We start from the raw sequence: 22,675 nt of genomic DNA on the forward strand, positions 1-22,675 counted from the left end.
ATCACTGATAGCCCTATTTTTTAATCATTTTCAAGCAAAAGTTGTAATAGCTCAATCGCCAATCTTGCCCGACTAAAACCGCGTTCATCACTCACCAACCAAAAACTTAATTTCTCTTGTTCTGTATTGACTTGACTAATATGCAATAATGGCAACGCTTCATCATTTTCCTCAATTTCACCGTTTAAAACCGGTGTTATCAACTGTTCGGCGTGATAGCGTAATAAATCATCCTGTTGCCAAACTAAAGGAATATCAACCTCATTAAACTCATAGCCGACAACTGTTACCATCTGAGATAAGCCATAAAAAACGGGTACTTGAATACTATGTTCAATAAATTGTCCATTAAATTCTGGTAAAATTTTCTGTAATAACAGTTGATCTTTAATGCTCTCCTCCTGGTTATCAATCGGACTAACATTAAACGCTAACCGTTGTTGATCTTCATTTAGCGGAATGCCGTTTAACAATTGTGCGGTTTGTCCAACCAACTCTCTTACTTTTTCCTCGCCTTTATAGGTCATTGGCAATAAAGAAGTTACCATTATCTGAACTAACTGATATTGCTGCAAAATCGGTTTTAACGCCAATGCTAATTGAGAAATCTGCGGATTAGGCAATGAAACAATATTGCGCTGTCTAACCGCCTGCAACGCTTCATTATTCACTCCTGGAACAACCGCCGGAATATCATTTAGATAAGCACAAATTCCCAACACATCAATCACTATACAACCGGCTTCTGCTGCAGTTGCCACATAAGTTACCTGAGGCAAAGAACCGGCAAATAATAAATAATCATAATCTGCCCAATCGGCATCATCAAAACCAAGCTGTTCAATATATTTGCCGTTGAAGCGAATATTCTGTTCCTCTGAAAATTTTTCCGCTTCAATAACTGTGATTGACAAATTGGATAAAGCACTTTGCTCCAAAATCGTTACTAATTTCTCTGCCAACGAAAAATCAGCCGCAATAGCAATATTTAAACTTGAATTCATTTTCTTCTCCGTGATACGCTGATGCACCTATTTTAACAATTAAAAATTATCACGGGAACGTTTTCAATGACTCCGGCAATCAATCTACTAAAAAAGAAAAAAATTCCATTTACACTTCACCAATATGAACACGATGCCAACAACACCCATTTTGGGCAAGAAGCCGTAGAAAAACTGAATCTCTCTCCGCTACAAACCTTCAAAACATTGCTTGTTTCGATTAATAATGATGAAAAACATCTCGCTGTAATGGTTGTACCAATTGCTTATAACTTAAGTCTCAAAAAAGGTGCAAAAGCCTTAGGCGTTAAGAAAATCGAGATGGCGGATAAACATATTGCAGAAAAAAGCACAGGATATCTTGTCGGCGGTATTAGCCCATTAGGACAAAAAAAAGTACTACCTACCATCATTTCCACTACTGCACAGCAATTTAAAACGATTTTTGTATCGGGCGGCAAACGTGGCATTGATATTGAAATTAATCCTTCCGATTTAGCCGCCTTGCTACGTGCTGATTTTGCAGATATCAACGATGAATAAAACTTTTTAGGCTAATCTTATATTTTTAGATTATTTTTCAACCACATTGTTTCTGATTAAAGCAAATAAAGAAAAAACTAAAAATTTTTATTGATTAGTTTCATAAAATCAGTATTATAAGCACCCGTTGCAATGTGGTGACACGTTGGGTCGTTAGCTCAGTCGGTAGAGCAGCGGACTTTTAATCCGTTGGTCGAAGGTTCGAATCCTTCACGACCCACCATTTATTTTAATACCCTTATGGGTCGTTAGCTCAGTCGGTAGAGCAGCGGACTTTTAATCCGTTGGTCGAAGGTTCGAATCCTTCACGACCCACCACTTACAATATCAAAGAGATGATTAAGTGGGTTATTAGCTCAGTTGGTAGAGCAGCGGACTCTTAATCCGTCGGTCGAAGGTTCGAGTCCTTCATGACCCACCACTATAAAGCACAATCTAATTATTCTGGGTCGTTAGCTCAGTCGGTAGAGCAGCGGACTTTTAATCCGTTGGTCGAAGGTTCGAATCCTTCACGACCCACCATTTCAAATAATTACTTCATAAATTTTCCTAAATGCTTTTATATTAAAAATCAATTATCATTTTTTACAATCTGCATATAATCCTTATTGAAATAAAAATAATCTTAATAAGGAGAATTTTATGCAATTTGAAACACAATGTTTGCACGCAGGTTGTCTGCCTAAATCCGGAGAACCGAGAGTTCAACCAATTGTACAAAGTACAACTTTTACCTATGACAGCGCAGAAGATATCGGTGATCTGTTCGATTTGAAAAAAGCCGGTTTCTTTTATACCCGTTTAGCTAATCCAACCACAAATGCCGCCGAAGAGAAACTCAAGGCGGTGTCGGCGCATTGTTGTCCATAGCACTACTAAATATCTTGATGGGCACGCCGTTGCTATGGGAGGTGTCATTATTGATGGTGGAAATTTTAATTGGAACAACGGCAAGTTCCCTGCATTTACCCAGCCAGATGATTCTTATCACGGCTTAATTTATACAGAAACCTTCGGTGCTGCCGCTTATATCATAAAAGCAAGAGTACAGCTAATGCGTGATCTAGGTGCAACTCCTGCTCCACAAAACAGTTTTTTACTCAATTTAGGAATGGAAACTTTGCCTCTACATATGCAGGCGCACTACAATAATGCGCTACAAGTAGCCCAATATTTGGAAAAACAACCTTTGGTTAATTCTGTCAATTACCCTGCTTTAGCCAGCTCTCCTGATTATGCACTCAAACAAAAATATGTACCGAACGGTCTATGTGGCGTTATCTCCTTTGAATTAAAAGGTGGTAGGGAAGCAGCAGCGAAATGGTTAAATGCTCTAAAATTGGTTTCTCGTGAAGTACACGTTGCCGATATTAGAACTTGTGCATTACACCCAGCGACTTCAACGCATCGACAATTAAGTGAAGAAGAACTAGATAAAATTAATATTTCTGCTGGACTAATCCGAATCTCTGTCGGAATTGAAAATATACAAGATATTTTGATGGATATTGAGCAAGCCTTTAGTGCGCTATAGCTTAATCTATAGTGGATAATATCCTCACTCTATACTTTCAGTGCTTATAAGAAATGTTCATTATTTAATCTTTATTGTATAGAAATTTAAGAATAGATGAAATTAATGAACATTTCTTTTTTTATATGTTGCAGTTAGATTGTAAATTAAAAGGAAAACAAAACCCCAACCATTTGGTCGGGGTTTAATCTGAATAATATTTTGAAAATTATTCTGCAACGATGATTACGTTTAATGACGCAAATACTTCACCGTGGAATTGGAAACGAACTTCGTGTTCACCTAAAGTACGTAGTGCACCATTTGGTAAACGCACTTCGCTTTTCGCGACCTCAACACCTTTTGCAGTGATTGCATCAGCGATATCACGAGTACCGATAGAACCGAATAAACGCCCTTCATCACCAGCTTTAGAAGCGATTGTTACTGAACCTAGTGCTTCAAGTTTTTCAGCACGATCCATTGCAGCAGTTAACGCTTTAGCTGCTTTCTCTTCTAATTCTGCACGACGACTTTCAAAATATTCAATATTTGCTTTAGTTGCCATAACTGCTTTTCCTTGTGGGATTAAGAAGTTACGAGCATAACCAGATTTTACATTTACTTGATCACCAACATTGCCTAGGTGAACAATTTTATCTAAAAGAATTACTTGCATTACCGTATCCTCTCTAATTGATTACTGATGATTGTCAGTGTACGGTAACAACGCTAAATAACGCGCACGTTTGATTGCACGAGCTAATTGACGTTGGTACTTCGCACGAGTACCGGTAATACGGCTAGGGACAATTTTGCCGCTCTCTGTAATGTAGTTCTTTAATGTAGCAATATCTTTATAATCGATTTCTACTACATTCTCCGCTGTGAAACGGCAGAACTTACGACGACGGAAATAACGTGCCATATGGCTATTCTCCTAATCTATAAATTCGATTTGCTCAGCGTGTAAGACTAATTGGCTAAGCCCATTATTCGTTTTGTGTGAGTGGATAAATCCTGCTACACACACCTTACTGCCGACCGTAATGCTTTGAGCTTGATTTGTTAATTGATTGCCGCTAAGTTGAACCGGTATTTTACACCACGCTTGTCTGGCTAATCCGGCTTCTTGTTGCCGCGAACGATGTTCAAGCCAAAATTGACAATGCGGAATTCCACTCGGGCTTTGATGTCGTTTTGGTTGAGAAACAACAGTGCCTATCAACGAAAAACGATTTTCAATTGTCAAATTACTCTTCAGCATCCTCATAATCGTTGTTATCAACATCAGCTAAAGCTTTACGTTCATCTTTTGCTTTAACCATTGGGGACGCTTCGGTTACGGCGTGCTTAGTACGAATAATTACGTTACGAAGAATTGCATCGTTGTAACGGAAAGTTGTTTCAAGCTCGTCGATGACTTCTTGCGGTGCTTCTACATTCATTAACACATAATGTGCTTTGTGTAGTTTGTTAATTGGGTAAGCCAATTGGCGACGACCCCAATCTTCTAAGCGATGAATTTGACCGCCAGCTTCTTTAACAGAACCTGTATAGCGTTCAATCATGCCTGGTACTTGTTCACTTTGATCTGGATGAACCATAAACACTATTTCGTAGTGACGCATTGCTGCTCCTTACGGGTTAATCAGCCTCCGACTATAGACCAGTCGCCAATCTGCGGAAGCAAGGAACGAAAAACGGAACGACTGTAAGGTCGCAAATTTTACTCAAATTGACTCAAAAAGCAAGTTAAAAAACTAATTTAACGCTAAAAGATGTAACATTTTCTCTGCCACCTGATCAACTGTAATTTGCGACATTAAATCTTTACCATAAACCTTTGTTCCCCAAGGTAAATCTTGCCACGACTTACCATACTGTTTTAATACATTCTCCTCATATACCGACACTACATCATCTTTGCTGTAATAAGGTCCTGTACGTTGCGGATTATGGTAAGCATATAATCCTAGCACTTTTGTACCTACCATTGTTGCCATATGTGCTGGCCCTGAATCTGGTGAAATCACCAAATCCACTCGTGATAATAATGCAATAAGTTGTTGTAGAGAGGTTTTTCCTGCCAGATTTACCACAGGCAAACGACATAATCGACAAATTTCTGTGGCACAGTTCATTTCATATTCACTTGGCGATCCCGTTATAATCACCTGTACGCCTATTTCCGTCACAATATCCGCCAGTTGAGCATAACGATCTAATAACCAATCTTTCTCTTTTTTACTTGAACAAGGAGAAATAACCACGTTTTTTCTAGCCGGGTCAATAAATTGTCTCACATATTGATGATCTTCTTCCGCTATCGGAAACTGCCAATGCGGTGCTGTAATCGGCACGCCAATATATTCAGCAAAACTCAAAAAACCATCCAAAACGTGATAACCTTTCGCTGCCCCAACTTGATGATTAATAAACCATTTTTGCCCCTCTTTTGTCCGTTGTGCATTAAAACCAACCCGATATTTCGCCTTAATCCCTAAAGAGAGAATAGAGGCTCGAATCGCTACCTGCATATCCAACAAAGCATCGAATTTACGCGAATGCAACCTTTTCCATAACGAAAAAATGCCTCGCCACCCCTGTTTTTTATCAAAAATAATAAATTCAATATTAGGGATATTTTTTAATAATTGTGCTTCGACCTTGCCAATGATCCAAGTAATTTTGGTCTGCGGATAATAAGCTTGAATCTGCTGTACTGCTGCCAAAGCGTTGCAAACATCACCAATGGCAGAAAGGCGCAAAATACAAATAGATTGTGGAGGTTGAGGAAATAACAGCATAGATTTAACTCTTAATATGTTAGAATTGCGCCCTATTTTAATCAAAAACGCAGAAATCCGCAGTAAAACAGGTATCAAAATGTCGAAAACTTACTATCTCTTTGTCGAAAATATTCAGACCGACTCGCCAGAATCTTTATTCGATCCTGTTTTTTGGCAGACACAACAGTTAGTTTTAGGTTCAGCCAAAGGACGCGGCATTACCTATTTTTTAAACACTAAAGATCGTTGGGGAGTAAATTGCGCCTTACGTCATTATTATCGTGGCGGACTGTTCGGCAAATTAGTGAAGGATCATTTTCTGTTTAGCGGAATAAATCAATGTCGTAGCATTAAAGAATTTAACTTACTGCAGCAACTTAAACAGAAAAATTTACCTGTTCCTAAACCTATTGCAGCAAGGGTTATTCGCTCCGGATGCTGTTATCAAGCAGACATTTTGATCGAACTGATTGAAAACGGTCAGGATCTGGTGGCTATTTTGCAAAAACACTCATTACATCACGAAATTTGGTACCATATCGGAAAATTAATTCGTCAATTACATAATGAACAAGTTTGTCACAGCGATTTAAACGCACATAATATTCTGCTACAACGCCTTGAAAATCATCAATATAAATTATGGTTACTTGATTTCGATAAATGCGGTTTTAAAACGGGCGACAACTGGAAACAAGAAAATCTACAACGACTTTACCGCTCATTTCAAAAAGAGGTGAAGCGTTACCATATTCATTTTAACGAAAACAACTGGCAACAATTATTAAATGGCTATAAAGAATAAAAAATTAATGTGGCAGATTTTCATAACCTATTGATAAATATTTTATTTTTCCAAAATAGCTTTAAAAACACCTGCCGGCACTAATTTCGCAATATCACCGCCGTGTAATAAAATTTCACGCACCATTGTGGAGGAAACATAAGACCACTTTTCTGATGGTGGGAAAAATAAACTTTCAACACCATTGGTTAACAAACGATTTAAATGGGCAAGCTGCAACTCATAGTCGAAATCACTGGACGTTCTCGCACCACGAATAATGCCTTGAACATTACGTTCTAAAATCAGCTGCGCTAATAAACCATCAAACGACAGCACTTCAACATTATTTAATTCTGCAGTGGCAATTTTGACGAAGGCTAACCGTTGCTGCAAACTGAACATCGGCTTTTTACTCGGACTTGCTGCTACCGCCACAATCAACCTTGGAAACAATCTCGCTGCACGTGTAATAATATCCAGATGCCCGTTGGTGATAGGATCGAATGTTCCAGGATAAATCATTGTTATCATTATTTTTTCTCGCTTAAATAAGGTAATAAAATGGTTAGCGTGCGTTGTAAAGCACCTCGATTCTGCTGCAATATGCGATAACCGTTTTGCCCATATTGCTCGGCTTTTTGCGGCTCTGCCAACAGTTCACTAATCTGCTGAACTAGTGCAGATACACTATTTTCGATCACCATCACGCCGCCAACTTCACGCAAGTTTTGATAAATCTGTCGAAAATTAAACAAATATTGCCCGGTGATTACCGGCAGTTTAAACAACAACGGCTCAAGTGGATTATGTCCGCCACGCGCAATAAAACTGCCACCGACAACAGCAATATCCGCCAACGCATATAATTTTAGTAATTCGCCCATTGTATCGCCCAACAATACTGTTGTTTGTGGATCTATCGGCGCTCCAATGCTCCTTTTTTGATAACAAAATTGCTGTTGTCGCAACAATTTTTCCACTTCGGTAAAACGTGCGGAATGGCGTGGCACAAGAATCAATAATAAATTCGGATATTGTTGCAGTAATTGTTGATGTGCCTTCAATACCATTGTTTCTTCGCCTTCGTGGGTGCTGGCCGCAATCCACACCGGACGCTGCTGCAACATCACGGTTTTCTGCCGGCGATAATCAGCAATTTCCTCATCAGAAACAGTTAAATCAAACTTTAAATTACCACTGCAACTGATTTTGTTTTTGTCAACGCCTAAACGTTGGTAACGCTCTACACTTAATTCATCCTGTGCGGCAATATGGGTAAACGCCTGCCAAATCGGCATAAGAGAATGCCGTAAATAGGCATAATGTTTAGCGGATTTATCTGATAAACGCGCATTGATTAAAAACAGTGGGATATGACGAGTCTTAATTTGTTGCAACAGATTAAACCACAACTCTGTTTCAACAATAATAAAACATCGAGGCTGTAACTGTTGCAAAAAACGGTTCATTAAAAGCGGCAGGTCAAACGGCAGATAACAATGTTGAACAAGGTTGCCAAACAAAGCCTGTACACGTTCCGAGCCGCCCGGCGTAAAGGTGGTAATGGTTATCGGCACATTCGGAAACTGCGCCAATAGTTGTTTCACTAACGGCGCAACCAACAGCACCTCACCAACTGAAGCGGCGTGAATCACAACACTCTGTTTTTGCAAAGGTTTTGTTAAAGCAAAGCGCTCACGCCACCGTTGACGATACCCGATCTCTTTGCGGCTTTTGTACAAAAAAGTGAGCAGAATAAAGGGCAAAGCGATAATAAAAAGTGCATTATAGATGAAAAATAACATTATTTACTTCTCTTTCAAAAATCGATCTACTCCATTTTCACAATCGACAATTTTTTGCTGTATTGTTTTTTCCAATAACTGATCATTCTGTGGTAATGCATCTCTGGCTTCTTCGTTATGCCACAAATGATAAGCGATAGCCGCAAAACGAATATCTTTTCGTTTCATTCCCGCATTATAAAAACGAGCAACAAACTCGCTATCTTCTCGTCCCCAACCAACAAAGTCATTATTAAAACCATTGATTTTTAAAGCATCTTCACGGAAAAATGCCATATTACATCCTCTAACACCTTTATAATATTGGCTACGCTCCTTATGCAAAATTCTATTTAACCAATATAAATGGCACGCAGATAAACGTTTTTCAAAACGAGTTTCAATGCCAGGTTGATACCATTTAATGATCGGATAACGTTCAGGATGTTGTAGAATATGCTCCGTTTTTTCTTTGGGCAAAGACACTCTACTACCTTGAATAAAAACACCTTTTTTCGCATAACGGATATGATCCTGAATAAATAAAGGATGCAAAACCATATCGCCATCAATAACGATAATATAATCTCCCGTTGCTTTTGCTAACGCCCTATTTCTAGATTCTGCCAATCGAAACCCATCATCCGGTTGCCAACAATGAATTAAAGGAATAGGGAACTTCTGTTGATATCGTGAAATTAATTGCGCGGTTTCTTGACGAGAGCCATCATCCGCCACTAATACTTCCATTGGTAATACTTTTTGTTGCAATACCGAATTTAAGACCGCTTCTAACGCATCAGGACGATTATAAGTTGTAATAATCAAAGAACTACTCAGTTTTTGATTATATTCCATTAATTTCACATATTTATAATAAGCTCCCATTGCATTGGCGCAAGAAATCACAAAACCGTCTTGTCCATCTAAAAATCCTTTTTTCAAAACATAATGCTTAAAAAATGAAGATATTCCGTGACTGATAGCTGAAAAAACAGAGGCTTTTTTTCTCCCTTGTTGCTGCTCTGCGAACAAGGTTGTGTACTGCTGCATTTTCTGAATTAAATCGGCGGCACCATCAAATGAGTAGTGCAAGAAAGGTTGTTTTAATTTTATGACTTGGATATTTTTAGGAATTTCAAGTGCCTCGTGTACTAATTTTTGATTAAATTGCACTTGTTGACGGTGATATAAGCGAGGAACATAATTTGGATACCAACCGCAGGTTTTAATAACTCGACCTCGATAATGATTTAATCTAGATAAAGAATATACAAAATTTGTTTTTGTTAAATCTATCTGCTTTAATTCTTCAATAAGTGATTTAGGTAAAATCTCATCACTATCAATATTTAAAATCCAATTATGTTTTGCATATTCAGCAGCTAAATTTTTTAAAGGTCCAAATCCAATAAAAGGTGAATATTTAATAACAACATTAGGGAATTGCTTAGCAATTTCGATTGTTCGATCTGTAGATCCATTATCCAATACAATAATTTCATCAAAATCTGCTAATGCTTTTAATACTTTTTCTAAATATTTTTCTGAATTTTTCACTAACATAGTGATACTAATAGCAAGATTTGAACTCATATTTTCCTCTTTTTAAAAAATCTACATTCTAAATGTAAAACTACCCGTTAATAAAATACGATAATTTATAATAACTATCTATTTTATAATAGATAGTTATGCAATCCCATATAAACAAAAATCCTCTTCCTTGACGGTAAGAGGATTCTTTTCACCACATAATATAATATATTACTTCACACGAGCCACATACTCGCCAGAACGAGTATCTACACGGATAACTTCACCAATTTGAATAAATAATGGTACACGCACTACCGCACCGGTGCTTAAAGTTGCCGGTTTACCACCTGTTCCTGCTGTATCGCCTTTCAAACCGGGATCAGTATCAACCACTTCCAACTCTACAAAGTTTGGTGGAGTAACAGTAATCGGAGAACCGTTCCATAACGTTACGATACATTCTGCCTGATCCAACAACCATTTATCATTATCACCAATCGCTTTCGCATCTGCAGCAAGTTGTTCAAAAGTTTCATTGTTCATAAAATACCAAAATTCTTCATCTTTATATAAGAAAGTAAGATTAGTATCAACAACATCTGCCGCTTCGACAGTTGAACCTGATTTAAAGTTCACATCTAATACTTTGCCTGAAATCAATTTACGAATACGAGTACGAGTAAACGCTTGTCCTTTCCCCGGTTTCACAAACTCATTTTCTACGATTACGCAAGGTTCGCCATCTTGCATAAATTTAAGACCTGGTTTGAAATCGCTGGTAGAATAGCTTGCCATAATATCCTCATTAATATTTGATTGTCTGTTCAATTCACCGCACAATTCACAAAAAATTGTGCTACTTTAGAAAAGTTGGAAGTATATATCTCTAACGGTTGAATTTTCAACTTTTTAAGAAGTTTTTGATAAAAATAATGTCATTTAATGGAAGACATAGGTACAAAAATCATCATATGATAAAGCAAAACATTAAATTTGGAGAAGATTCTGATTGGACTAAATACTTAGCGACTGCAGTTTCCGATCCGATTCAACTTGTAAAATTATTAAATTTACCACCCGAACCTTATCAACAACATTTTGCTGCTCGCCGCTTATTTGCAATGCGTGTACCAATGCCATTTATAGATAAAATGGAAAAAGGTAATGCGAACGATCCCCTTTTCCTACAAGTGATGACCGATGCGGCGGAGTTCCTGCAAACAGCAGGATTTGTTAAAGATCCACTGCAAGAGCAAGACAATACCATCCCAAATTTGTTACATAAATATCATAACCGTGTATTGCTGATGGTAAAAGGAGGCTGTGCTGTTAACTGTCGTTATTGTTTTCGACGTCATTTCCCTTACGAAAATAATCCCGGAAATAAAACGAATTGGCGTAAAGCATTGGATTATATTGCTCAACATTCCGAAATTGAGGAAGTGATCTTTTCTGGTGGCGATCCATTAATGGCGAAAGATCGCGAATTAGCGTGGTTACTTGAGCAGTTAAATCAAATTCCACACTTGAAAACTGTGCGGATTCACTCTCGATTACCAGTGGTCATTCCACAACGTATTACGCTCGAATTGTGTCGATTATTGGCAGACTTACCGCTTAACAAAGTGCTGGTGTTACATATTAATCACGCAAATGAAATTGATGCACTATTAATCAACCGCCTACAGCAATTAAAGCAATCGGGAGTAACGCTACTGAATCAATCAGTGCTTTTAAAAGGGATTAATGATGATGCACACACTCTCAAAACACTGAATAATAAACTATTTGCTGCCGGTATTTTACCCTATTATCTTCATCTGTTGGATAAAGTGGAAGGAGCAAGCCATTTTTGGATTGATGATGAACGTGCTTTAGCTATTTATCGACAATTAATTGCTTCATCTTCCGGTTATCTTGTACCGAAACTTGCGCGTGAAATTGCTGGAGAAAAAAGTAAAACTTGGTATAGCTAAAAATATTTAAATAAATCGTGATTAGCCTTAGTCATTGCCTATTTTTTCCTTTAAAATAGCCAACGAAAATATGGTAGACACTTCTGTCTGCCAAGAAAGAATTTTTTTATCATTCAAAGTTATCATATTACTTTGAATCAACAGCATTGTTGCAATAATGATTTTTAACCAAAATTTGAGGTATAACCGTGAGTAACACAGACAAGGAACAGCAAAGCGAACAACAGGACGCTAAACAGAACGAATTAAATTTAGAATTTAATGAATTTGAGCCTATCACACCTAAAAGACCAGCAGTTGAAACTGCACCTTCTTTTATCGATAAACTAAAAGGTATCTTTCATAAAAAAACGACACAAGCGGAAACCTTTCAGCAAGCAGAAGTTGGGCAAACTGTTGAGAATACAGAAAGCAACGACTTTACCGCTGAACCGGTTACTACACACAAAACATCACCATTAGCCAATTTGTCAACACGTTCTCGCCGTTTGCTTATTAGTGCCGCTGTGTTGGTTATCATCATTGTGTTATTTCTTTGGTTAAAACCTAACAGCCAACCGGTAGATAGCCTACAATCTCAGGATAATAATTTGCCTATTGAATTTCAGCCAATTGATCCGAATGCTACTAATGCCAACAATGAAGGTGTGCCAACAATGCAAACCGAAGAGCAAGTAATGGATAATGCCAATGACAACATAACAGATTCGACTACAGCCAATAATAATGCTACCGTTACTGCTGAAACACTCACACAAAACAGTACCGCATCGGCTCCATCAGTGGATAATACCCCAATTACGACTGATGAAAACAATGCAGCTGCGACTAATCAAGCACAAACTCCGTCTATCACTCCTGCTCCAGTTACCCCTACGCCAGGATCAGAGCAGAAACCTGCTCTTAGTCAGGCTGAAATTGATAAAATTGAAAAACAAGCGTATGAAGCTGAACAAGCTCGTTTAATTGCAAAAGCAAAAGCCCGTGCTGAACAGCGAGCTAGAGAAGAGTTTAAAGCAAAACAGCAGAAACAAAAAGAGCAAGAACAGCGTAAAGCACAAGCCATTCTTGACGGCAAAAATGTTCCTGTTGTTGATGCCAAACCTGTCACTAGAAGTAGCTCAAAATCCACTTCATCTACAACAAACGTTTCAAGTGGTGGGCAAGCTAAAACATTAACTATTCCGGCAGGTACTTCTTTGATGCAGGTGTTCCGTGATAACAATCTGAACATTGCCGATGTAAATGCAATGACTAAAGCAAATGGTGCCGGTAATGCATTAAGTAGCTTCAAACCAGGAGACAAAGTTGCCATCAAAGTAAACGGTGGTCGCGTTTCAGAACTCCAATTACCTAATGGAGCAAAATTTATTCGTCAAAGCAATGGTTCTTATATTTATCAAAAATAGTCATAAAACCATCTGTAACTAGGTGGTTTTGACCTAACAAAAAAGGTTCAACCTCTCGGTTGAACCTTCTACAATTTGATTATTCAGAAAATACTTTTTTACTCAAAAGAATCTTTCAAACGTTCACTGGCACGTCTTGCCTCTCCTTTATGTTGCAATTTATTGAGCTGACGTTCTAATTTTTCTTGTACATCATTAATGGCTGCATACATATCTTCGTGTTCCGCTTTCGCAACAAGGTTACCGAAAGGTGTACCAATCATAGCTTCCACTCCAAATCCTTTTGGCAGTTTTTGTAAAATAAAATGAGGATTTATTAACTGGGTTTGCCATTTGCCTAATTTTGCTAAACGTTCTTCAATGTGGGAACGAATTGCTGGGGTAATTTCCATTTGTTTGCTTGTAATATTTAGGGTCATAACATTTACCTCTCATAGTAATAAGACTGTTGCCAGTCAAGAAAAAATCTTGTTCTTGATTAAGAACATAATGCCGTATGATCAGCTTTTCAAGCCTTTTATCGTTTATTTTTCAGAATAGTGAAGTAGGTCAAATTTCTAAAATAATCTGCTTTACATTTTTAGATCGTGCTTTTTCGTCCATACTGATTTTTATGTTAGAATGCGCCCCATTCTTTGACTCAAACGATAATATTATGCAGACTGACTTTTCCGAATCACATTACAATCAACAGTTAGAAGATAAAGTTTATTATCTAACTCAACTACTTAAACCTTTTTTTCAGGGTGAAATTAAGGTTCATCGTTCCGCATTAAAACATTATCGAATGCGTGCTGAATTTCGGGTTTGGCACGATGGTGATGATCTTTATCACATTATGTTTGATCCGCAAAGTAAGCGGCGCTATCGCATTGATCAATTTCCAATTGCTTCAACATTAATCAATGCAACAATGAGCGCATTATTACCATTGCTTAAACAACAACCTATTTTGCGTAATCAATTATTCCAGATTGATTACCTCAGTACCGTCAGCAATAAAATTATCATCAGTTTGCTTTACCATAAAAAGTTAGATGAAACTTGGATTACCGCCGCAAAACAACTGAAACAGCAACTTGAACGGCAACAATTTGATGTGCAAGTTATCGGGCGAGCCAATAAACAGAAAATTTGCTTGGATCAAGATTTTATTGATGAAGTATTGCCAATCAACGGCAAAAATTATATCTATCGCCAAGTTGAAAACAGTTTTACCCAGCCGAATGCCGGTATTAACTGCCAAATGATTGAATGGGCATTATCCTGCACAGAAAATGCTAAAGGTGATTTGTTAGAACTTTATTGTGGTAATGGCAATTTTTCAGTGGCTTTAGCACAACATTTTAGAAAAGTGTTGGCGACTGAAATTGCCAAACCTTCGGTACAGGCGGCACAATTCAATATCGCTGCCAATCATATTGATAATTTACAAATTATTCGAATGTCAGCAGAAGAGTTTACGCAAGCATTGCAAGGCGTGCGCGAATTTTATCGTCTAAAGGGAATTGATCTTAAACAATACCAATGCAACACTATTTTTGTTGATCCGCCTCGAGCTGGGTTAGACGCAGAAACTTTAAAAATGGTGCAACAATATGACCATATTCTTTATATTTCCTGTAATCCGCAAACTTTAGCAGAAAATTTAACCGTTTTAAGTCAAACTCATCATATTGAGAACGCAGCACTTTTTGACCAATTTCCTTACACACGCCATATCGAAAGCGGTGTCTATTTGGTGAGGAAATAATGCAGATTCAGCTTATTAATCAATCCGGTGATGATGAAAAATTTGGTCAAATTATCGAAAAATGGCAGTTGGAAAATGATCCAAAATCACCATTTGCCTTAGTTTTAGAGCCGGAACGCTTGGTACTTTATAAGACAGATGAAACTAAACTCGGAGCTATTTGTGTGGACTTCGTCTCTGGCGCAATGGCTTATCGACGTAAATTCGGTGGTGGCCGTGGTGAAGCAGTGGCTAAAGCTGTTGGTGTAAAAAAAGGAAAATTACCAAAAGTTCTTGATGCAACTGCAGGTTTAGGGCGAGATGCTTTTGTGTTGGCATCAATCGGATGTGAAATGTCATTGGTAGAACGCAATCCGATAGTAGCTGCTTTATTAGAAAATGGCTTACAACGTGCTTATAGCGATGCTGAAATCGGTGAGTTTATGAAACAACGAATGAAATTATTACCAGCTAAAACAATAGCTGAACTTGATCCGAACACTGAAAAATTTGATGTTGTTTATCTTGATCCTATGTTTCCGCATAAAAATAAAAGTGCGTTAGTTAAGAAAGAGATGCGTGTTTTTCAGTCGTTGGTCGGAGAGGACTCAGATGCCGATCAATTATTAACAACAGCGTTGAAACTAGCTCATCGGGTAGTGGTGAAACGCCCTGATTATGCTGGTTATTTGGCGGAATGCAAACCGCACTTCAGCCAAACAACCAAAAATCACCGTTTTGATATTTACATCAACCACGAGCCTGCTGCATTTGCGCAAGATTAAGTAGTGCCAATTTACGCATAATGGCTTTTAAAACTACACCATAAACCGGAACGAAAAATAACAAACCAATCAGAAGTTTAAATAAATAATCAACAAAGCCAATTTCTACCCAGTTCTCTGCCATAAATGCATCGCTACTACGATAAAACGCAATCGCAAAAAAGGCAAATGTATCGCATAAACTACCGAAAATCATTGAACTGCTCGGAGCAATCCACCACGTTTTTAACTGTCTTAAACGGTTAAACACCAACACGTCCAATAATTGACCGAACACATACGCGGCAAAACTGGCGATAGAAATACGAAAAACGAACAGATTAAACGTTGCCAACGCGGCTAAACCTTGATATTGCGTATCAGAAAAGAGCGTAGAGATAACATAACTGACAATCAGTGCCGGAAACATTACCCAGAAAATAATCCAGCGAGCCTCTTTTGCACCGAAAACACGCACGGTTAAATCAGTGGCTAAAAAGATAAGTGGAAAAGTTAGTGTTCCCCAAGTACTATGAAAGCTAAAGTCTAGCCACGATAAATCAATAGTAAATGGAATTTGAACCAGGTAATTGCTAATTGCAATGATAAAAATATGGAAAAAAGTTAATAAAATTAGTGCGCGACGTTTTTCACGATCGCTAAATAGCGTTTGTGCTGAAATCATTTTGTAGTCCTTTTTATTACATTAACATCATTTGGGGTGAGGGAACCCAACCTAAAAATAAGGTGTTGCATCATACGCCGATCACAAAAATTTTCAATAAAAAAGCGTATAATGTGATCCGTTTAACTAAAAAAGGAGAAAGCTTATGACACTAAAAATCGCATTACTTTTAGCTCAAGGTTTTGAAGAAGCAGAAGCATTAGTACCTACTGATGTATTTAGACGTGTTGGGTTACAAATCGATTTAATCTCTCTAGATAATACAGAAATTGTGACTTCAGCCCATAACGTTAAAGTGGTTACAGATCGCTTATTACAACAAACAAATTTGAACCATTACGATATGCTCTTTTTACCAGGTGGACATGAAAGTCTTGACAGTAAATACAGCAAATTAAACTCAATATATCAACAATTTATCGCAGAGAATAAACGTATTGCCGCAATTTGTGCCGCACCAACCTCATTAGCAAAATTAGGCTTATTAACTGATAAAAATGCGGTTTGTTATCCAACGATGCGTCAGATTTTTACCGACAATCAAGTTCATTATCACCATATCCCCGCAGTAGTTGATGCGCCATTTATCACAGGTCGAGGTCCAGGTGCTGCGTTTGATTTTGCATTAACTATTGTGAGTGAGTTACTCGGTGTAGAAGCTGCTGAACAAGTAAAACAACAATTATTTTATTAAACAGGAGGTGCTTATGCGCAATTATGGTGCAACTATTAGCGAATTTGGTGAAGCCGATGTATTGGTATTCCAACCAGAATTACCTATGCCCACCATTTCAGAACAACAAGTTCTGATCGAAAATCATTTTGCTGGAATTAACCCCGTTGATTTCAAAACACGTAAAGGTTTAGGTTGGGGAGCAGAAAAATTCAAATCTCAATTTCCAGCTGTATTAGGTTTCGATGTTGCTGGTATTGTTGCCAAAGCTGGTAAAAATAGTGGTTTCCAAGTTGGTGATCGTGTTGCAGCTTTAACCTTTGAAGGAGGTTGTTATGCTCGCTATGTTGCTGTGAATGCCGATTTAGTAACGAAAGTACCGGAATCCGTTTCATTAACTGAAGCAGGCGCAATGCCGACCGTTGCCGTTACCGCATTGCAAATTCTGAAACAGGCAAACGTTTCTGCCGGACAGAAAATAGTAATGTCTGCACCGTTAGGCGGTGTCGGGCATTTATTATTACAGCTTTTAGCCAAAGAGAATGTCGATATTACCGTTATCTGTTCCGAAGCTAAACAGCAACAAGCATTGGCTTTAGGTGCAAATCACACCGTTGATTATCATCATCCGCACGCTTATCCCGATCTCAATGCCGATCTTTTTATTGATTTAGTAGGTGGTGAGAGCGGTGTCGCTGCATTGAAAATGGTGAAAAAAGGAGGACGTGTTATCTGCATTCCTACCATTCACGTGCCGTTATTACAACAGGCTGGGGCTGAACAGCAACTGCTGGTGGAAAAGATGTTGGCGGTGCCAAATCGTCAGGATCTGGAAACAATGCTGAATGATTTAGCAGAAAACCGTTTGTACTTAAAGATTGCGCAAGTATTGCCGATAACCGATATTCAACAGGCACATCGTCAACTCGAAAGCGGACGAACCAGTGGTAAAATTGTGTTGGATTTACAGCTAGGGTAACTTATGTCATTGACTGAAAAAGAAAAAATGCTGGCAGAATTGCCGCATTTCCCCTATGATCCAGAATTAATTCGACTTAGACAACAAGCGAAGCAGATTTTATTTCAGCTCAATTATCAGCTTTCTCCTATCGATCCCCAACGTAAAATATTACTAAAGCGTCTGCTAGGTAAAAGCGGAGATAATTTGCACATAAATTCACCGTTTTTCTGTGATTACGGCTTTAATATTGAAGTCGGTAATAATTTTTTCGCCAATTATCAATGTACTATTTTGGACAGTGGCAAGGTTTCAATTGGGGATAATGTGATGTTTGCACCTAATGTCAGTCTTTATACAGTTGGGCATCCATTACATTACCAACAAAGAAATCAAGGCTATGAACAAGCAAAGGCAATTATTATTAAAGATAATGTCTGGATTGGAGGCAATTGTGTGATTTTAGGTGGTGTTACCATCGGTGAAAACAGCGTTATCGGTGCCGGCAGCGTAGTAACAAAATCGATTCCGGCAAACAGTTTAGCGTTCGGCAACCCTTGTCGGGTGATTCGAGAAATCAACGATCAGGATCGTAAACAGTATCAACAACTGCTGGATCGCACTGTTTAAAGCCACTAATTCAAGCTACAATTAACGCAAATAACAGAGATAAAAAAAGCCGCCCCAAACACTAGGCGGCAAATAACCTAAGGAACTAATTTAAACAACCATTATGTTGCACCTTTTCAGACAAACCTGCTCTGAAAAAGTTCAGTCAAAATCAAAATTTTTTTAAAGAAGGTTTTTTCACTATGCCATTATTAGACAGTTTTAAGGTTGACCACGTTAAAATGAATGCCCCTGCGGTGCGTGTTGCAAAGACAATGCAAACGCCTAAAGGCGATAAAATTACGGTTTTTGATCTTCGTTTTTGCAAACCGAATCAAGACAATATCAGTCCGAAAGGTATTCACACTTTGGAACATCTTTTCGCCGGTTTTATGCGTGATCATCTCAATAGTGACAGCGTTGAAATTATTGATATTTCACCAATGGGTTGCCGCACCGGATTTTATATGAGTTTAATCGGTACGCCTGCGGAACAACAAGTTGCGGCGGCATGGGAAAAAGCAATGCAGGATGTATTGTCTATAAAAAGTGAAAAAGAGATCCCGGAATTAAACCAATATCAATGCGGAACATACACTGAACATTCGCTAGTGGAGGCTCAAGCAGCAGCAAAAAAGGTGCTTACTCAGGGAATCGGCATTAATCACAATCAAGATTTATTACTTGATGACAGCTTTTTAAATCAATAGTAACCTCAAGCCAAGCTCTTCAGCTTGGCTTTTTATTTGCCCACAACATTGGAGGAATAAAATTCTATGACAACATTAGGTACACCTCTCACTTCCACTGCCACAAAAGTAATGATGCTCGGCTCCGGAGAATTAGGTAAAGAAGTCGTAATTGAATTACAACGTTTAGGTGTAGAAGTTATTGCAGTTGATCGTTATGCTGACGCACCGGCACACCAAGTGGCACACCGTGCTTACACCATTTCAATGTTGGATGGTGATGCGCTTAAAAAGCTTATCGAAAAAGAAAAACCGGATTACATTGTGCCGGAAGTGGAAGCGATTGCCACCGATACTTTAGTCGAGTTGGAACAGCAAGGTTACAACGTTATTCCGACGGCAAAAGCGGTTAAACTGACAATGAATCGTGAAGGTATCCGCCGTTTAGCTGCCGAAGAGTTAGGTTTGCCGACCTCCCCGTTTCAATTTGTCGACAATTTTGCCGATTTTCAACAGGCGGTGGAAAAAATCGGCTTGCCTTGCGTAGTTAAACCGATTATGAGCTCTTCCGGGCACGGACAAAGCATTCTCAAAAATAGAGAGCAGTTACAACAAGCGTGGCAATATGCACAAGAAGGCGGTCGTGCCGGCGGCGGACGTGTCATTGTCGAGGGCTTTATCCGTTTTGATTATGAAATCACCTTATTAACTGTACGCCATCGTGGTGGCACCTCCTTCCTTGCGCCGATCGGTCACGTACAAGTTGATGGCGACTATCAGGAATCTTGGCAACCGCAAGCGATGAGCGAGATTGCATTACAAAAAGCACAGCACATCGCTGAAAAAATCACTGGTGCATTGGGTGGTTATGGGATTTTCGGCGTAGAAATGTTTGTTTGCGGTGATGAAGTTATTTTTAATGAAGTTTCCCCTCGTCCGCACGATACCGGAATGGTCACCTTGATTTCTCAAGATTTGTCGGAATTTGCATTACACGCACGCGCCATTTTAGGCTTACCTATTCCACAAATAAAACTATTAGCACCGAGCGCCTCTAAAGCAATCGTAGTAAAAGGAAAATCAAACCAAGTTCGTTTTGGTAATCTTGAAAATGTTCTTGCCGAATCGGATACTAATCTCCGCCTATTCGGGAAAAGAGATGTGAATGGACATCGCCGCTTAGGCGTGATTCTGGCGAGTGCCGATAGTGTTGAAACAGCACGAGAAAAAGCAAACCGCGCCTATCAAAAATTGGAAATCATACTGTAACGTGTCATTTTCTCCATATCTAGGCTTCTCTTTGAGAGAAGCCTTTCGCCTGTGCTCACACAATATCCACTTTCAATTCGCCTAATTTATCAACCGCAACAACAATTTGATCGCCAATTTCCACTTTGCCGACACCTTTCGGCGTGCCAGTAAAAATTAAATCACCCGGCTGTAAACAAAAATAAGTTGATAGATGAGAAACTGTTTCCGCCACTGACCAAATTAATTGGTTAAGATCACTGCTCTGCCGCACGTCACCATTAACCCAAAGCTGAATCGCACCTTGCGACAAGTGCCCCACTTCACTTACTAACGACACTTCACTTATTGGTGCAGAGTAATCAAATGCCTTACCAATTTCCCACGGTCGCCCCATTGATTTCATCTCATTTTGCAAATCTCGTCTGGTCATATCCAAACCAACCGCATAGCCTACAACATAATCCAACGCCTTTTCCACAGCGATATTGGCGCCCGATTTACCGATTACCGCAACTAATTCACCTTCATAATGCAAATTTTTCGTTAAAGTCGGATAGGGAAAGGCATAACATTCATTCTGTTTGACACACTGCACCGCATCCGCCGGTTTACAGAAGAAAAACGGTGGTTCACGATCGGGATCGTGCCCCATTTCACGCGCGTGTTCCGCATAATTTCTGCCAACACAATAAACGCGATGCACCGCTATCTCGTCATTTGAATCTTTCATTGTGATTGTTGTTAACGGTGGCGGTGTGAATAGATATGCCATTTTGCTCTCCTTATTTGCTCAAACCAATATCACAAACTCAATAAAAATTACCACACCACACTAAAACTCTCGATTTTTTCATTTTATTTTTTGATCAACTTCACAAATTTGAATATTGCTTGTTTTAAGAAAATCGAAAATTGGTTATTTTTATCTCATCGAAACGTTTCGATTCTAATTTTACAACGACCAAGAGGTGCTATATGAAAAAATTTGCTACTAAAACATTACTTTTATGTTCACTCTTCTCATCAGTTGCACTTGCTGCTTATCCAGAAAAACCAATTTCAATTATCGTCCCTTGGGGGGCTGGAGGTAACACCGATACGATTGCTAGATTGGTTGCTAAAGGTCTTCAAACTGAATTAGGTGTAAATGTTAATGTTATAAATAGAACAGGTGGTAGTGGAGTAGTTGGACATGATGCCATAAAACGAGCAAAACCCGACGGTTATACCTTAGGAGTTGCAACCGCTGAAATTGCGCTAATGAGACATCAAAAAATGACAGATCTAAGTTATCAAGATTATACAAATATCGTTCGTTTAGCTGTCGTTCCTGGAGGTATTCAAGTTAGTAAAGATTCTCCATATAAAGATTTAAATAGTCTGATTAATACAATTAAGCAAAATCCTGGAAAATTAAAAGCATCTGGAAGCGGTTTAAATTCTATCTGGCATTTAAATTTACTTGGAATCTTAAAAAGCATTGGTCAACCTGAAGATGCTGTTAAATTCGTACCATCTCAAGGTGCTAGCGCGGCATTGCAAGAACTTATTTCTGGAGGTATTGACTTTACCACTTCATCTCCCGGTGAAGCCAAAAGTATGACTGATGCCGGTTTAGTAAAACATTTGGCTATCACCTCTGATGGAAAAGATACTTTATATCCAGATATTCCTGTATTTAAGGATGTTACAAAGACAAATTGGACTTTAGGTGGATGGAATGTTCTCGTTGCTCCTAAAGGATTACCAGAAAACGTCCAAGAAAAATTAATAAAAGCAATGGAAAAAGTTTATGCCAGTGGCGAATTACAAAAATTTGCACATAAACAAGGATTTGATGTAAGTGCTTTATATGGAAATGATCTTATTCAATTTATGAAAAATGAAGACACCAAATTTGGTGAATTGTTATCAACCGATAAATAATTAAGGAGATAGATCCCTGAAAAGGGATCTATATAATAGCT

At 38.5% G+C, this 22,675-nt stretch carries 25 protein-coding genes, 4 tRNA genes and 1 pseudogene; 17 read left to right on the forward strand and 13 right to left on the reverse strand.

The annotated features are described in order from the left end of the window. Positions 1-20 precede the first annotated feature (20 nt). The gene (locus ACXPAV_RS08280) at positions 21-1,004 is read right to left on the reverse strand and encodes an Asd/ArgC dimerization domain-containing protein (protein ID WP_458003224.1); all 984 of its coding nucleotides are present in this window, start codon (positions 1,002-1,004) and stop codon (positions 21-23) included. 66 nt (positions 1,005-1,070) lie between these two features. Here ACXPAV_RS08280 and ybaK point away from each other — a divergent pair, with 66 nt between their 5' ends. From ybaK to ACXPAV_RS08310, 6 genes and pseudogenes are all read left to right on the forward strand, one after another. After that, positions 1,071-1,547: a Cys-tRNA(Pro)/Cys-tRNA(Cys) deacylase YbaK gene (gene ybaK / locus ACXPAV_RS08285; RefSeq protein WP_458003225.1), complete on the forward strand. Its 477-nt coding sequence runs from the start codon at positions 1,071-1,073 to the stop codon at positions 1,545-1,547. 147 nt (positions 1,548-1,694) lie between these two features. Next, a tRNA-Lys gene (locus ACXPAV_RS08290) sits at positions 1,695-1,770 on the forward strand. A gap of 19 nt (positions 1,771-1,789) precedes the next feature. Continuing rightward, positions 1,790-1,865 (forward strand) — tRNA-Lys (locus ACXPAV_RS08295). A 27-nt stretch (positions 1,866-1,892) separates the two neighbouring features. Next, positions 1,893-1,968: transfer RNA gene (locus ACXPAV_RS08300), tRNA-Lys, on the forward strand. Positions 1,969-1,993: 25 nt separating this feature from the next. Next, a tRNA-Lys gene (locus ACXPAV_RS08305) sits at positions 1,994-2,069 on the forward strand. Positions 2,070-2,189: 120 nt separating this feature from the next. Then, positions 2,190-3,081 (forward strand): annotated as a pseudogene (locus ACXPAV_RS08310) (PLP-dependent transferase). 208 nt (positions 3,082-3,289) lie between these two features. Here ACXPAV_RS08310 and rplI read toward each other — a convergent pair. From rplI to ACXPAV_RS08335, 5 genes are all read right to left on the reverse strand, one after another. After that, entirely contained in the window at positions 3,290-3,739 is a 450-nt protein-coding gene (gene rplI, locus ACXPAV_RS08315) for a 50S ribosomal protein L9 (RefSeq protein ID WP_039173213.1), read from the reverse strand. A 21-nt stretch (positions 3,740-3,760) separates the two neighbouring features. Beyond that, complete coding sequence (gene rpsR, locus ACXPAV_RS08320) at positions 3,761-3,988, reverse strand: 30S ribosomal protein S18 (protein ID WP_005759927.1); 228 nt, start codon at positions 3,986-3,988, stop codon at positions 3,761-3,763. Positions 3,989-4,000: 12 nt separating this feature from the next. Next, positions 4,001-4,327, reverse strand: coding sequence for a primosomal replication protein N (gene priB / locus ACXPAV_RS08325; protein WP_458003226.1), 327 nt, complete (start codon positions 4,325-4,327; stop codon positions 4,001-4,003). Next, positions 4,314-4,691 carry a 30S ribosomal protein S6 gene (gene rpsF, locus ACXPAV_RS08330; RefSeq protein WP_013746288.1) on the reverse strand — a complete coding sequence of 126 codons (378 nt, stop codon included), beginning with the start codon at positions 4,689-4,691 and terminating at the stop codon, positions 4,314-4,316. The genes priB and rpsF overlap by 14 nt, the downstream gene beginning before the upstream one ends. Positions 4,692-4,823: 132 nt before the next feature. Next, positions 4,824-5,870 carry a glycosyltransferase family 9 protein gene (locus ACXPAV_RS08335; RefSeq protein ID WP_458003227.1) on the reverse strand — a complete coding sequence of 349 codons (1,047 nt, stop codon included), beginning with the start codon at positions 5,868-5,870 and terminating at the stop codon, positions 4,824-4,826. Between the two features lie 79 nt (positions 5,871-5,949). On the opposite strand from ACXPAV_RS08335, the gene ACXPAV_RS08340 reads away from it, so the two are divergent. Then, positions 5,950-6,657 (forward strand): 3-deoxy-D-manno-octulosonic acid kinase, encoded by a 708-nt coding sequence (locus tag ACXPAV_RS08340; RefSeq protein ID WP_458003228.1) that lies wholly within the window; start codon positions 5,950-5,952, stop codon positions 6,655-6,657. Positions 6,658-6,699: 42 nt separating this feature from the next. On the opposite strand, the gene coaD is transcribed toward ACXPAV_RS08340, so the two are convergent. The 4 genes from coaD to efp all read right to left on the reverse strand — a co-directional run bounded on the left by coaD (position 6,700) and on the right by efp (position 10,757). Next, complete coding sequence (coaD, locus tag ACXPAV_RS08345) at positions 6,700-7,170, reverse strand: pantetheine-phosphate adenylyltransferase (RefSeq protein ID WP_458003229.1); 471 nt, start codon at positions 7,168-7,170, stop codon at positions 6,700-6,702. Continuing rightward, positions 7,170-8,444, reverse strand: a complete 1,275-nt coding sequence (gene waaA, locus ACXPAV_RS08350) for a lipid IV(A) 3-deoxy-D-manno-octulosonic acid transferase (protein ID WP_458003230.1) — start codon at positions 8,442-8,444, stop codon at positions 7,170-7,172. Before waaA ends, coaD begins: the two co-directional genes overlap by 1 nt. A 3-nt stretch (positions 8,445-8,447) precedes the next feature. Next, positions 8,448-10,019, reverse strand: coding sequence for a glycosyltransferase family 2 protein (locus ACXPAV_RS08355; protein WP_458003231.1), 1,572 nt, complete (start codon positions 10,017-10,019; stop codon positions 8,448-8,450). A 171-nt stretch (positions 10,020-10,190) separates the two neighbouring features. Further along, entirely contained in the window at positions 10,191-10,757 is a 567-nt protein-coding gene (gene efp, locus ACXPAV_RS08360; RefSeq protein WP_039088796.1) for an elongation factor P, read from the reverse strand. 176 nt (positions 10,758-10,933) lie between these two features. Here efp and epmB point away from each other — a divergent pair, with 176 nt between their 5' ends. Then, on the forward strand, positions 10,934-11,938 hold the full coding sequence (gene epmB, locus ACXPAV_RS08365; protein ID WP_458003232.1) for an EF-P beta-lysylation protein EpmB: 1,005 nt from the start codon (positions 10,934-10,936) through the stop codon (positions 11,936-11,938). Between the two features lie 188 nt (positions 11,939-12,126). After that, positions 12,127-13,347: a LysM-like peptidoglycan-binding domain-containing protein gene (locus ACXPAV_RS08370; RefSeq protein ID WP_458003233.1), complete on the forward strand. Its 1,221-nt coding sequence runs from the start codon at positions 12,127-12,129 to the stop codon at positions 13,345-13,347. 98 nt (positions 13,348-13,445) lie between these two features. Here the strand turns inward: ACXPAV_RS08370 and raiA are convergent, their stop codons facing one another. Continuing rightward, positions 13,446-13,766 carry a ribosome-associated translation inhibitor RaiA gene (gene raiA, locus ACXPAV_RS08375; RefSeq protein ID WP_013746297.1) on the reverse strand — a complete coding sequence of 107 codons (321 nt, stop codon included), beginning with the start codon at positions 13,764-13,766 and terminating at the stop codon, positions 13,446-13,448. A 236-nt stretch (positions 13,767-14,002) separates the two neighbouring features. Between raiA and trmA the strand changes: the two genes are divergently transcribed. Both trmA and ACXPAV_RS08385 read left to right on the forward strand, forming a co-directional pair. Beyond that, complete coding sequence (gene trmA, locus ACXPAV_RS08380) at positions 14,003-15,100, forward strand: tRNA (uridine(54)-C5)-methyltransferase TrmA (protein ID WP_458003234.1); 1,098 nt, start codon at positions 14,003-14,005, stop codon at positions 15,098-15,100. Next, positions 15,100-15,864 (forward strand): class I SAM-dependent methyltransferase, encoded by a 765-nt coding sequence (locus ACXPAV_RS08385; RefSeq protein ID WP_458003235.1) that lies wholly within the window; start codon positions 15,100-15,102, stop codon positions 15,862-15,864. The genes trmA and ACXPAV_RS08385 overlap by 1 nt, the downstream gene beginning before the upstream one ends. Here the strand turns inward: ACXPAV_RS08385 and ACXPAV_RS08390 are convergent. After that, the gene (locus ACXPAV_RS08390) at positions 15,830-16,528 is read right to left on the reverse strand and encodes a 7-cyano-7-deazaguanine/7-aminomethyl-7-deazaguanine transporter (RefSeq protein ID WP_458003236.1); all 699 of its coding nucleotides are present in this window, start codon (positions 16,526-16,528) and stop codon (positions 15,830-15,832) included. The genes ACXPAV_RS08385 and ACXPAV_RS08390 overlap by 35 nt on opposite strands. A gap of 145 nt (positions 16,529-16,673) precedes the next feature. On the opposite strand from ACXPAV_RS08390, the gene ACXPAV_RS08395 reads away from it, so the two are divergent. From ACXPAV_RS08395 to purT, 5 genes are all read left to right on the forward strand, one after another. After that, positions 16,674-17,222: a DJ-1 family glyoxalase III gene (locus ACXPAV_RS08395; RefSeq protein WP_458003237.1), complete on the forward strand. Its 549-nt coding sequence runs from the start codon at positions 16,674-16,676 to the stop codon at positions 17,220-17,222. Positions 17,223-17,235: 13 nt separating this feature from the next. Next, on the forward strand, positions 17,236-18,180 hold the full coding sequence (locus tag ACXPAV_RS08400; protein WP_458003238.1) for an NADP-dependent oxidoreductase: 945 nt from the start codon (positions 17,236-17,238) through the stop codon (positions 18,178-18,180). Positions 18,181-18,183: 3 nt separating this feature from the next. Then, positions 18,184-18,789 carry a sugar O-acetyltransferase gene (locus tag ACXPAV_RS08405; protein ID WP_458003239.1) on the forward strand — a complete coding sequence of 202 codons (606 nt, stop codon included), beginning with the start codon at positions 18,184-18,186 and terminating at the stop codon, positions 18,787-18,789. Positions 18,790-18,971: 182 nt separating this feature from the next. Continuing rightward, the gene (gene luxS, locus ACXPAV_RS08410) at positions 18,972-19,478 is read left to right on the forward strand and encodes an S-ribosylhomocysteine lyase (protein ID WP_458003240.1); all 507 of its coding nucleotides are present in this window, start codon (positions 18,972-18,974) and stop codon (positions 19,476-19,478) included. 66 nt (positions 19,479-19,544) lie between these two features. Next, positions 19,545-20,726 (forward strand): formate-dependent phosphoribosylglycinamide formyltransferase, encoded by a 1,182-nt coding sequence (purT, locus tag ACXPAV_RS08415; protein WP_458003241.1) that lies wholly within the window; start codon positions 19,545-19,547, stop codon positions 20,724-20,726. Positions 20,727-20,781: 55 nt separating this feature from the next. Here purT and ACXPAV_RS08420 read toward each other — a convergent pair whose 3' ends face one another. After that, positions 20,782-21,480 carry a fumarylacetoacetate hydrolase family protein gene (locus ACXPAV_RS08420; protein ID WP_458003242.1) on the reverse strand — a complete coding sequence of 233 codons (699 nt, stop codon included), beginning with the start codon at positions 21,478-21,480 and terminating at the stop codon, positions 20,782-20,784. 203 nt (positions 21,481-21,683) lie between these two features. Between ACXPAV_RS08420 and ACXPAV_RS08425 the strand changes: the two genes are divergently transcribed. After that, positions 21,684-22,634 carry a tripartite tricarboxylate transporter substrate binding protein gene (locus ACXPAV_RS08425; RefSeq protein WP_458003243.1) on the forward strand — a complete coding sequence of 317 codons (951 nt, stop codon included), beginning with the start codon at positions 21,684-21,686 and terminating at the stop codon, positions 22,632-22,634. Positions 22,635-22,675: the final 41 nt, after the last annotated feature.

The sequence above is a fragment of the Gallibacterium sp. ZY190522 genome, assembly GCF_054166015.1.